This window comes from Acidovorax sp. ACV02, assembly GCF_014851475.1.
GTDB classification, from domain to species: domain Bacteria; phylum Pseudomonadota; class Gammaproteobacteria; order Burkholderiales; family Burkholderiaceae_C; genus Acidovorax; species Acidovorax delafieldii.
On sequence record NZ_JACUZU010000003.1, the window covers coordinates 344,548 to 356,547 of the forward strand.

Consider the following 12,000-nt stretch of genomic DNA (forward strand, 5'->3'; position numbering starts at 1 on the left):
AACCGACGACCATCATGGCACTTTACTGTATCGGCGACATTCAGGGCTGCGACGACGCCCTGGGGCGCCTGCTGGACACCATCGGCTTTTCTGCCAGCCGTGACACGGTGTACCTGCTGGGGGACCTCGTCAACCGCGGCCCCGACTCCGCCGCCGTGCTGCGCCGCTGCATGCAGCAGGGCGACGCCATCCGCTGCCTGCTGGGCAACCACGACCTGCACTTGCTCGCTGCCGCACACGGCGCACGCAAGCCTTCGCGCCGGGACACCCTGGCCTCGGTGCTCGACGCCCCAGACCGCAGCGCTTTGCTCGAGTGGCTGCGCCACCAGCCATTGGCACGGGCCCACGAGCATGCCGGCCAGACCCTGCTGATGGTGCATGCGGGCGTGGTCCCCACCTGGACCCCCACAGACACCCTGGAACGCGCGCAGGAGGTCCATGCCGTGCTGGGTAGCCCGGACCTGCCCGCCTTCTTGCACAGCATGTATGGCAACACGCCGGACCACTGGAGCGATACCCTCACAGGCTCCGACCGGCTGCGCGTGATCGTGAACGCGCTAACGCGCATGCGCTTTTGCTCATCCGAGGGTGTGATGGATTTTGAAAGCACCGAAAGCGCCAGCGCTGCCCCAGAGGGCCTGATGCCCTGGTTTGATGTGCCGGGCCGGCGCACCGCTGGCACGCTGATGGCCTTTGGCCACTGGTCCACCTTGGGGTGGCTCAACCGCAGCGACCTGCTGGGCCTGGACACTGGCTGTGTATGGGGGGGGTGCCTGAGCGCCGTGCGTTTCGGCGCCACGCTGGGACAGCGGGAGCTGCTGCAGGTGCACTGCGAGCAGGCCCAGGCCCCGGGCTGAGTGTCTGGAGACCATCTCGCAAAGGCCCGCCAGCTCGCTCAGAGCCACAACCGACTCAAGACGGCATAGGCTCGAGCAAGGCCGACATGGCGGCAGACTGCCAGACACCACCATCCTGCCCGGCGATCAACACAGCCAGCCCCGGCATACGCTGCGCCAGCGCCCTGCCCGCCTGCGGGCCCTTCACCATGAGCGCGGCGCCCAGTCCGTTGACGGCTGCCACATCCCGCGCCACCAGACTCACGCCATGCACCCCGGATGCCGGGCGCCCCGTACGCGGGTTGAGTACATGGTGCTGGCGCTGGCCTTCGTGAAAGAAGAAGCGTTCATAGTCCCCTGAAGAGGCCACCACACCGGTGCCTGCCACCGCCACGACGCCCAGCAAGCGCTCGGGAGACCGCGGGTCGCGCAAGCCCACACGCCAGGGTCTGCCTTGCCATAACCCCTGGGTCAGCACATCACCGCCACCATTGATCATGGCATTCTCGACCCCTTCGGAGCGCAGCATGTCCATGCCGGCTTTCAGAATCGGGAGTTTGGCGATGCCACCCAAATCCAGCGCCATGCCCTGGCGAGCCAGGTAGGCAGTGCCTGCGGCGACATCCAGCACCAGACCGCGTGCATCCACCAGCGGCAGTTGCCGCGCGATCTCGCTGGCGCCTGGCACCACCTTTTCGCCAGGGCCAAAGTTCCAGGACCTGAAAGCTCCCACAGTGGCATCAAAGGCCCCATGGCTCGCTGCCGACACACGCTGTGCGCTTTGCAGCACCGCCATGACCTCGGCCGGAACCTGCACCGGCGTCACGCCCGCAGCCAGGTTGATGCGGCTGACCACGCTGCGTGGCTGGTAGCGGCTCATGAGCGCCTCCAGCCTCTGCATCTCGGCATAGGCCCGGTCCATGGCGCGGCGCAGCAGCAGGGCGTCAACACCCTCCACAGCCATATCCACCTGCGTGCCCATCAGTGGCCGCGAGCTGCGTTCAGACACCACCCTCGCGTGGGCTGCCGCGCTGGCGCCCCAGGTCGCACCACCCAGCAAGGGCAGCGCCATCACCATGCGACGGCGCAACAGACCGTGGGAATGCAGAGAAGCTTGCTGCATGGCGTCTGCGCTCAGAGCGATTTGTCGGCCATGAAGTCCACGGCGGCCTTGACCTCGTCATCGGTCAGGTTGGCGGAGCCTCCCTTGGCAGGCATCATGCCTTTGGCCCCGGTAAAGCCCTCGATAGCGTGCTTGTACAGCGTGTCCTTGCCCTGGGCAATGCGCGGGCCCCAATCGGCCTTGTCGCCTGGCTTGGGGGCACCGGCCACGCCCGCGGCATGGCACATGGCGCAGGTCTTGCCGAACACGCCCTTGCCCACTTCGTTTTCTGCGACAGCCGGGGCGGCAGGGGCCGCCGCGGGCGCCGGGGTCGTCGCTGCAGCGGGTGCGGCAGCAGGTGCAGGTTCCGACTTCTTGTCGCCACAACCGGCCAGCAGCGCGGCCAAGATCGCTACGGCGACCCACTCGGTTTTCTTTTGCATCGCATACATCCTGTTCTTGATGGTTAAAAACATCTGAGGGGGCCTGTGACTGCGCACGAAATGCATGCAGCGCCACTTCAGACCGGTGCATGAACTTTAGAGGCAACAGGCCCTTTTGGGCAGTTACAGGCCTCGCCAGAACATGATCCAGATCAAATTGATTCATATTACATGAATCTATTATCCGCCCCATGCAAAGCCATCCAACCGTACGAACCCTGCGCCTTTGGTTGCTGGCGTGGTTTGTCATGGCGCTGGCTGCAGCAGCGGCTTCGCCGCTGATAGCGCCCCGTGCCCTGGAGCTGGTCTGCTCCGGCACCGGTGGCACCCGGCTGGTGGTGAAGACCGCAGAGGGCCTGGTGGCGGCAGATAGCGCCGGCCTTGATTGCCCCTTGTGCCTGGCCGCCGACGCTCCACCCGCTACCCCGATCACAGCAAACACCACCGCGGCAGCGCCTCCATTGGCGCCCCTCTTTCACACATCACTTTCCGCTCGCACAGGGATGGCGCTCAGCCCCCCTGCGCGTGCACCACCCCTTTTCAACTGAGCGATCCCCAAGAGGAAAACCATGACCGAGAGAAAAGACAGTTCCCTTCCCGCTGCTGGCCTGGGCCGACGCAGTTTCATCAACACGGCAGCCCTGGTGGGCCTGACCGCAGGCGTTGCCGCCTGCAACGAAAAGCCCAGCGCCGCCACACCTGCGGCACCGGCATCGGCAGCCCCCGCCGCCAGCCACGCGGCCGGCGGTGCCAACCCCCACCTCAAGCCCGGCGAACTGGACACCTACTACGGTCTGTGGAGCGGCGGCCATACGGGCGACATGCGCGTGCTGGGCCTGCCCTCGGGCCGCGAAATCACACGCATCCCCTGCTTCGTGCCTGACGCACTGGTGGGCTGGGGCATCACCAACGAATCCAAGGCCGTGATGGGCACCAAGGCCGATGGCCACCTCGAATACACGGTGGCCGACACCCACCACACGCACGCCTCGTACAAGGACGGCAACTACGACGGCCGCTACGCCTGGATCAACGACAAGATCAACAGCCGCATCGCGCGCATCCGCCTCGATTACTTTGTGTGCGACAAGATCACCAAACTGCCCAACGTGCAGGGCTTTCACGGCATCTTCCCGGACAAGGCCGACCCGGTGGACCCGGCCATCAACTACACCACGCGCGTGTTCTGCGGCGGTGAGTTCGCCATTCCCATGCCCAACACGGGCACCGAAGACTCCAGCAAATACCGCTCCATGTTCAGCTGCGTGGATGCAGAAACGATGGAAGTGCGCTGGCAAGTGCTGATCGACGGCAACTGCGACCTGGTGGCCACGTCGTACGACGGCAAGCTGGCCGCCACCAACCAGTACAACACCGAGATGGGCGCGAAGTACGAGGACATGATGTCCGCCGAACGCGACGCCTGCCTGTTCTTCAACGTGGGCCGCATCGAGGCCGCCGTGAAGGCTGGCAAGTTCAAGACCATCGGCACCAGCAAGGTACCTGTGGTGGACGGCACGCACGAAGCCAACACGGACCCAAAGACGGCCCTCACCGCCTATGTGTCGGTGCCCAAGAACCCGCACGGCGTGAACGCCAGCCCCGATGGCAAGTACTTCATCTGCGCCGGTAAGCTCTCGCCCACTGGCACCGTGATCGAGCTGGCCAAGGTGCTGGACTACTTTGACGGCAAGCTCGAAAAGCTGGACTCCGCCATCGTGGCCGAAGTGGAGCTGGGCCTGGGCCCACTGCACACCGCGTTCGACGGCCGTGGCAATGCCTACACCACCCTGTTCCTGGACAGCCAGGTCGTGAAGTGGAACGTGGAGGCTGCCATCAAGTTCCACGCAGGCGACAAGACCGCCAAGTACGTGGTGGACCGCCTCGATGTGCAATACCAGCCCGGCCACTTGAACGCGTCGCAGTCCGAAACCAAGGCCGCCGACGGCAAGATCCTGGCGGTGGGTTGCAAGTTCTCCAAGGACCGCTTCCTGCCCGTGGGCCCGCTGCACCCCGAGAACGAACAGCTCATCGACATCTCTGGCGAAAAGATGGTGCTGCTGGCCGACCACCCTGTGCGTGGCGAGCCCCATGACTTCATCATCTTCAAGCGCGACCTGGTGCGTCCCAAGCAGGTCTACACGCTCGACGAGTTCCCGCTGGCCGTCAAGGACCCCAAGGAGTCCGGCGTGTTCCGCAATGGCAAGAAGGTCACCGTGAAGATGACCTCGCAAGCCCCGGCGTTCAGCCTGCGCGAGTTCAAGCTCAAGAAGGGCGATGAGGTCACGCTGATCCTGACCAACCTGGACAAGATCGAAGACTTGACCCACGGCTTTGCGATCCCGAACTACAACGTGAACTTCATCGTGAACCCGCTGGAGACCAAGTCGGTGAGCTTTGTGGCCGACAAGCCCGGTGTGTTCTGGTGCTATTGCACGCACTTCTGCCATGCGCTGCATCTGGAAATGCGCACCCGCATGATCGTGGAGGGGTGATTCGGAGCATCCCCCTGAGGCGCTGCGCGCCTTCCCCCTTCTCTCGAATCGCTGCGCGATTCGGGAAGGGGGACGCAGCCCTCGCGGCGGGGCGGCCCTTGCTTGGCTGCTCTCGCCTGGGGCGCGCCAGTTGTCACGTTTGTGCCCCATTTCGAATCATATTGGCCGCTAGCGCTTGAAGAATATGCGCCGGCAGCTATCAAAAAGATAGTTCCATGATTTCCCTCCGTCGGCAGTTCGCCACGCTTCTTCTGGTCTTGTTGGCAGCACTTTGGCTGGCGCCGCGCGCGCATGCTGCGGCAGGCGCCTACGAGGCCGAACTGCCTGCGGACCTGCCTACCGCGCGCGACATGTGCGCGCTGGTGCCGTGCAAGGACGTGTTTCCCGGCGCCAGCCATTTCTCTGAACGCAAGGGCCAGCCGCCCTACGTAGAGGCTTACGACAACGACAGCGCGCAAAAGAAGCTGCTGGGCTACGTGATGCTCTCCACCGACATCACGGACACCCCTGCCTACTCGGGCAAGCCCGTGGTCACGCTGATCGGCATGGACACACAAGGTCGCTTCGTGGGCGTGAAGGTGCTCAAACATTCCGAGCCCATCCTGCTGCTGGGCATCCCTGAATCCGCGCTGCTGAAATTCAACGCCCAGTACCTGGGCAAGTCGGTGGCCGACAAGATCGAGGTGGGCCAGTCGCGCCCCGATGAAAACGTGCTGGGCCTCGACGCCATCTCGGGCGCCACGGTCACCGTCATCGCGCAGAACCAGGTCATGATGGCCTCGGGCTCGGCCGTGGCGCGGCAGGTGGGCATCCTCGCGCCCACGGTGCGCGAGCCCGCACGCTATGCCGAAACCGGCAAACGCCTGAGCTGGGCCGAACTGGTGCAACAAGGCACCGTGCAGCGCCTGCGGGTGCTGCCCGAACAGGTGGGCCTGGACAAAGGCCCCGACCCGTTCATCGAGCTGTGGTTTGGTGATCTGAACCACCCCGACATTGGCAAGAGCCTGCTGGGCGACAACGGCTGGAACAACCTGCGCCTGCAGCTCAAGGAGGGCGAACACGCCTTCTTCATCGTCCGCACCGGTGGCAAGGAATCGTTCAAGGGCTCGGGCTTTGTGCGCGGCGGCCTCTACGACCGCGTGCAGGTGCGCCAAGGCGCAGATTCGTTCACCTTCCGCGACCTGGACGCGCTCAACCTGTACGGCATCGAGGCCGCAGGCGCACCCAGCTACAACGAATCGGTCATCTTCATCATCCGCTCGAGTGCGTTCTCGGCGGCCTATCCGTGGAAGCTGAGCTTTCTGGGCAACCGCGTGGACCGGGCCACCGGCACACGCAGCTTCACCAGCTTTGACACGCCCTACTGGCTGCCCGCCGCCACGCTGCAAGGCGGGCGCCCTACCATCAACGAGCCCGACGCCCCCTGGGTGCGCGTGTGGAAGTCGCGCGCGGTCGAGATCGCGCTGTTCGCCGTGCTGCTGGTCGCCGTGAGCGTGGTCTACGCCCTGCGCGAAAAGCTCACCCGCCTGTCCACCCACAAGAACAAGTGGCCCGTCAACGCCTTCAAGTACAGCTTCTGGGCCCTCAGCATTGGCTGGATCGGTTTTGGCGCCATGGCGCAGCCCTCCATCACGCAGGTGCTGACCTGGTTCCACGCGCTGCTGTTCCAGTGGACCTGGTCGCTGTTCCTGTCCGACCCGTTCATCTTCCTGTTCTGGATCTTCATCATCGTCACCGTCTTCCTGTTCGGGCGCGGGTTGTTCTGCGGCTGGATGTGCCCGTTTGGCTCGCTGCAGGAGGGCATCTACAAGATCGCGCGCGCGGTGGGCCTCAAGCGCTTTCAGGCCCAGCTGCCGCAGAAGTGGCACGACCGGCTCAAGTGGGTCAAGTACGCGGTGTTCTTCGGGTTGCTGGTGGTGTCGATGTTCTCGATGGGGCTGGCCGAAAAGCTCGCCGAGGTGGAGCCGTTCAAGACCACCTTCCTCGTCGGTGTGCTGAACCGCGCCTGGCCCTACAGCCTGTTTGTGGCGGCCATCCTGGGCGTGTCGATCTTCATCGAGCGGCCCTATTGCAAATACATCTGCCCACTGGGCGCCTCGCTGGCCATGCCCAGCACGTTCCGCTGGTTTGGCCTCAAGCGCAAGCAGGACTGCAACAGCTGCAAGGCCTGCGCCGTGGGCTGCGGCGCCCAGGCGATTGACGCCGATGGCCGCATCGACCATCGCGAATGCCTGCACTGCCTGGACTGCATGGTGCTCTACACCGACACCAAGGGCTGCCCGCCCCTGGCAAAAGAGCGCAAGCGCCGCGAAAAGGACGGCCTGGAGATCACGCCCATCGGCGCGAACGGCTACTTCATCCCGATCCACCCCGCTACGGTGCAGGATCAGATTTCGGCCAAGGCCGCCCAGGGGCCCGACCCACGCATGCCCACAACGCCTGCACACCCCGCCCACAAGACTGGAAGCCAAGGCCTGCGCTGGATCTGGCTGGAGCTGGTGGACCACCTGTGGCCCTGGAGCCGCGAAGGCTGGGCATCTGGCCGTGGCCTGCAGATCGCAGGCTTCTCGCTGGCCATCGCCGCCAGCGTGGCCTGGGTGATGACCGCCCTGGGCACGTTGTCGTCGGGCGCCATCATCGGCTGGTGGTTTGGCTGGAGCGTGTACGAGGTGCTGATCCGCCTATCGGGCAAGCGCTATGTGAAAGACGGCCCGTGGTGGCAGGGCCAGTACCGCCAGGCGGGCGTGATGGACATGCTGAGCTATGTGGGCTTCAAGAACCTGCTGATCGGCGCGGCGCTGTTCCTGGCCATCAAGGCCGTGGTGGGGTTGGCGTGATGAAGCCCCCCCTTGCTGCCACCGCATTCGTGGCGCTGGCTGCGTGCCTGCTGGCCCTGCCCACCCACGCTGCCACCGTGCAGGTGCGCCCCGGGCAAGACCTGCAAGCTGCCATCACGGCCGCTGCGCCAGGCGACACGGTGGAGGTGCTGCGCGGCGCCTACCGCGTGAACCTGCGCATCGACAAAGCCCTGACGCTGCGCGGCATCGACCGCCCCACGCTCAGCGGCGGCCAGACGGGCGACACCATCCGAGTCACCGCGCCCGACGTGGTGATCGAGGGCCTGATCGTGCGCGACTCGGGCACCAGCCTCAAGGACCAGAACGCGGGCATCTACATCTACCCCGGTGCCCACCGTGCCGTGGTGCGCCACAACGACCTCACCTACAACCTGTTCGGCCTGTGGATCGAGAAGGCCAACGACGTGCAGGTGCTGCACAACACCATCACCGGCCTGCGCGATGTGGGCTCGTCCCAGCGCGGCAATGGCGTGCAGCTGTACAACACCACGGGCGCTCGCATCGAGGGCAACCAGATCAGCTTTGTGCGCGACGCGCTGTATGTGGACGTATCGCACCACGCCGTGTTCCGGGGCAACAAGCTGCACCACAGCCGCTACGGCACGCACTACATGAACTCCTACTACAACCTGTGGGAGGACAACGACACCTACTACAACCGGGGCGGCCTGGCGCTGATGGAAGTGCGCGACCAGGTGGTGCGCAACAACCGCGCCTGGGGCAACACCGACCACGGCATCATGCTGCGCACCATGCAGGACTCGGTGATCGAGAACAACGTGGTGGCCGAGAACAACCGGGGCTTCTTCATCTACGACGTGGAGTACGTCACCCTGCGCGGCAACCTGGTGGCGCGCAACACGGTGGGCGTGCACCTGTCGGCCGGCTCCACCCGCAACAAGGTGGACAACAACGACTTCGTCGGCAACCGCGAACAGGTGCGCTACGTAGGCGCCCGCGACGAGCGCTGGGGCACCGGCGGCGGCAACCACTGGAGCAACTACCTGGGCTGGGACCGCGACGGCAACGGCGTGGGCGATGTGCCCTACGAAGCCAACGACATGGTGGACCGCCTGACCTGGCGCCACCCCGCCATCAAGCTGCTGCTGGCCAGCCCTGCCGTGCAGGCACTGCGCCTGGTGGGCCAGCAATTTCCGGTGCTGCGCGTGCCCACGGTGGTGGACCCCAAGCCCCGCATGCAACCGAACCAACCCCAACGGAATTTTCAGCGTGACACGCAACCCTCCCCCCATTGACCTGAGCGAGCCCCCCGCCATCGAGGTGCGGGGCGCGCACAAGCACTACGGCGCACTGCACGCCGTGGACGGCATCGACCTGCGCATCGCGCGCGGCGAGATCTTTGGCCTCATCGGCCACAACGGCGCGGGCAAGAGCACGCTGTTCAAGATGATCCTGGGCCTCACACCCGCCACCTCGGGCGAAATCCGGGTGGGCGGGGCCACGGTGCAGGGCCGCGACTTTCGTGCCGCCCGCCGCCACCTGGGCTACCTGCCCGAGAACGTGGTGCTCTACGACAACCTGAACGGGCTGGAAACGCTGCGTTTCTTCGCCCGCCTCAAGGGTGCGCCCCTCACACAATGCCCCGCGCTGCTGGAACGCGTGGGCCTGGCCCACGCGGGCAACCGCGCCGTGCGCGAATACTCCAAGGGCATGCGCCAGCGCCTGGGGTTTGCACAGGCCCTGCTGGGCGAGCCCCAGGTGCTGCTGCTCGACGAGCCCACCAACGGCCTGGACCCGCAGGCCATCCGCGACTTCTACGCCACGCTGCGCGAGCTGCAAGCGGGTGGCGTGACCATCGTCATCACCTCGCACATCCTGGCCGAACTGCAGGAGCGCGTGGACCGCCTGGCCATCCTGGCCTCCGGCAAGCTGCAGGCCCTGGGCAGCGTGCAGGCACTGCGCGAGCAGGCGCACATGCCGCTGACCATCCACCTCACCCTGGCCGCGGCCGACCGGCCTGCCGCGCTGGGACTGCTCTCTGCCGTGCCCGGCGTCACCGGGACGGAAACGGCGGAAGGCCTGCATGTGGACTGCCCGCGCGGCAGCAAGATGGCCGTGCTGGGTGCGCTGGCACCGCTGGGCACCGCGCTGCAGGACCTGCAGATCCAGGAACCCTCGCTTGAGGATGTGTACTTTGACCTGCGCAAGGGCTAGCCATGGAATTCCAACAAATCTTCACCATCGCGGGCAAAGAGTTCCGCGACCGCATGCGCAACCGCTGGGTGCTGGCCGTGGCGCTCGTGTTCACCGTGTTCTCGCTGGCCATCGCCTACTTTGGCGGCGCACAGCAGGGCACGGTGGGTTTTCGCTCCATCGAGTTCACCATCGCCAGCCTGGTCAGCCTGGTGATCTACCTCATCCCGCTGATCGCGCTGCTGCTGGGCTTTGACGCCATCGTGGGCGAGCGCGAGCGCGGCTCGCTCGATCTGCTGCTGTCATTGCCCATCACGCGGCTGGAGCTGCTGCTGGGCAAGTACCTGGGGCTGGCGGCGGCGCTTACGCTCTCGACGCTGGCGGGGTTCGGGCTGGTGGCGGTGCTGCTGGTCCGGCAGTTCAGCTGGGCTGCGCTGTTCCACTACGGCGGCTTCATGCTCAGCTCGGTGCTGCTGGGGCTGGCCTTTTTGAGCCTGGCCGTGCTGCTGTCGGTGCTCACGCACGAGCGCACACGCGCCTCGGGGCTGGCGATTACCGCCTGGTTCTTTTTTGTGCTGGTGTTTGACCTGCTGCTGCTGGGTGCCCTGGTGGCCACGGGCGGCAGTGTGGGCGGCGAGGCCATGGCCTACCTGCTGCTGCTCAACCCGGCCGACGTTTTCCGCATCCTCAACGTGTTCTCGCTGGACGACGTGCGCACCCTGTACGGCCTGACCAGCATCGTGCCCCCTGCCCTGGCCAAGCCATGGCTGATGGGCGCGGTGATGGCGGGCTGGATTGTGGTGCCCCTGGGCCTGGCGAGCTGGAGATTCAAGCCATGACGAAAAAATCCCACAACCAATACCAATGCGCGTGCGCCACACGGCGCCAACTGCTGGGCTGGGCGGCCCTCACATCGCTGGGCACGCTCACCGGCCTCACGGGCCTGACCGGCTGCAGCCAGGCAGACAACAGCGCGCAGTCCCTGAAACCCGTGGAGATCGACCGCACCACCAGCTGCGAACTCGACGGCATGCTGCTGGCCGACTACCCCGGCCCCAAGGCGCAGGTGCGTTTTGCGGGGCAGGACAAGCCCTCGTTCTTCTGCGACACGGTGGAGCTGTTCAGCACCCTGCTGGCCGGCGAACAAGTGCGCGCCGTGCAGGCCGTGTACGTGCAGGACATGGGCAAAGCCGACTGGAATGCACCGCAGGGCCACTGGATCGACGGCAAGACCGCCATCTACGTGGTGGGCGGCAAGCGCCACGGCTCCATGGGCCCCACCATCGGCAGCTTTGCGCAAGAGGCCGACGCGCAGAAATTCGCCGCCGAATACGGAGGCAAGGTGCTGCGTTTTGCCGAGATCAAGTCCGCCATGGTGGACCTGAGCGGCGGGGCCCAGCAAGACACACGCATGTGAGCCACCCGTGTTGGCATTGATACCGCCCCCACCCCGCCCCGCCGCTCGGCGCGCCGTGCTCGCAGCCCTGTTGCTGGGCTCGACAGGCCTGGTGGCGTGGCAATGGCCCCAGCGCACCCCGCCCCCGCCATCCGGCAACGCGGCCCTGGAGGGGATTGGCGACGATGTGTGTGTGGTGGCGCCACCCACGCCCTACGACCCTGCGCTGGGCCAGCCCCTGGCCGCTGCGCGCGAGGTGCCCGCCGAAGCCCGCTGCCCGGTGTGTGGCATGTACCCGGCCCGCGCACGAGCCTGGGCGGCACAGGTCATTTTTGCGCAAGGGGACGCATATTTCTTCGACTCCCCGCTCAGTCTCATGCTGTACCTGGGCAACGTGGACCACTACACGCGGGGCCGCACGCCCGACGCCATCGTGGCCTGCTACGTGACCGATACCGACACGGGGCTGTGGCTGAACGCGCAGGAAGCGGTGTACGTGACAGGTTCGTCGGCCCTGGGGCCCATGCGGGCCGGCAACCTGCCCGCCTTTGGCAGCGCGGGGGCGGCACAGCAGTTTGTGCAGCAGCGTGGTGGGCAGGCCGTTCTGTTCGGCGGCATCGACACGCGCTTGCTGCGCGGCCTGGCCCCCAACCTCAGGGCCGACCACCGCCTTCACGCAAGTTGAAGGGAACTTGACCGCTATTGAAAATATAGCT

At 65.8% G+C, this 12,000-nt stretch carries 10 protein-coding genes; 8 read left to right on the plus strand and 2 right to left on the minus strand.

Annotated elements, in window-relative coordinates; all coding sequences use genetic code 11:
* The first annotated feature begins 14 nt into the window (after positions 1-14).
* A complete protein-coding gene (locus IB236_RS08935; RefSeq protein ID WP_056746751.1) occupies positions 15-857 on the plus strand; it encodes a symmetrical bis(5'-nucleosyl)-tetraphosphatase in 843 nt (280 codons plus the stop codon).
* Between the two features lie 55 nt (positions 858-912).
* On the opposite strand, the gene IB236_RS08940 is transcribed toward IB236_RS08935, so the two are convergent.
* Both IB236_RS08940 and IB236_RS08945 read right to left on the minus strand, forming a co-directional pair.
* A complete protein-coding gene (locus IB236_RS08940; protein WP_056746752.1) occupies positions 913-1,959 on the minus strand; it encodes an FAD:protein FMN transferase in 1,047 nt (348 codons plus the stop codon).
* An 11-nt stretch (positions 1,960-1,970) separates the two neighbouring features.
* Positions 1,971-2,381, minus strand: coding sequence for a cytochrome c5 family protein (locus tag IB236_RS08945; protein WP_056746969.1), 411 nt, complete (start codon positions 2,379-2,381; stop codon positions 1,971-1,973).
* A 569-nt stretch (positions 2,382-2,950) separates the two neighbouring features.
* Between IB236_RS08945 and nosZ the strand changes: the two genes are divergently transcribed.
* The 7 genes from nosZ (at position 2,951) to IB236_RS08980 (ending at position 11,969) form a co-directional block, all read left to right on the plus strand.
* On the plus strand, positions 2,951-4,876 hold the full coding sequence (gene nosZ, locus IB236_RS08950) for a TAT-dependent nitrous-oxide reductase (protein ID WP_056746753.1): 1,926 nt from the start codon (positions 2,951-2,953) through the stop codon (positions 4,874-4,876).
* A 215-nt stretch (positions 4,877-5,091) separates the two neighbouring features.
* Positions 5,092-7,713: a NosR/NirI family protein gene (locus IB236_RS08955; protein WP_056746754.1), complete on the plus strand. Its 2,622-nt coding sequence runs from the start codon at positions 5,092-5,094 to the stop codon at positions 7,711-7,713.
* On the plus strand, positions 7,713-8,990 hold the full coding sequence (locus IB236_RS08960) for a nitrous oxide reductase family maturation protein NosD (protein ID WP_192420207.1): 1,278 nt from the start codon (positions 7,713-7,715) through the stop codon (positions 8,988-8,990). Before IB236_RS08955 ends, IB236_RS08960 begins: the two co-directional genes overlap by 1 nt.
* On the plus strand, positions 8,965-9,909 hold the full coding sequence (locus IB236_RS08965; RefSeq protein WP_082565034.1) for an ABC transporter ATP-binding protein: 945 nt from the start codon (positions 8,965-8,967) through the stop codon (positions 9,907-9,909). Before IB236_RS08960 ends, IB236_RS08965 begins: the two co-directional genes overlap by 26 nt.
* A 2-nt stretch (positions 9,910-9,911) precedes the next feature.
* Positions 9,912-10,727 carry an ABC transporter permease gene (locus IB236_RS08970; RefSeq protein ID WP_056746755.1) on the plus strand — a complete coding sequence of 272 codons (816 nt, stop codon included), beginning with the start codon at positions 9,912-9,914 and terminating at the stop codon, positions 10,725-10,727.
* A complete protein-coding gene (locus tag IB236_RS08975; RefSeq protein WP_056746756.1) occupies positions 10,724-11,305 on the plus strand; it encodes a nitrous oxide reductase accessory protein NosL in 582 nt (193 codons plus the stop codon). The genes IB236_RS08970 and IB236_RS08975 overlap by 4 nt, the downstream gene beginning before the upstream one ends.
* A gap of 7 nt (positions 11,306-11,312) precedes the next feature.
* A complete protein-coding gene (locus tag IB236_RS08980; protein ID WP_369817494.1) occupies positions 11,313-11,969 on the plus strand; it encodes a nitrous oxide reductase accessory protein NosL in 657 nt (218 codons plus the stop codon).
* The last annotated feature ends 31 nt before the right edge of the window (positions 11,970-12,000 follow it).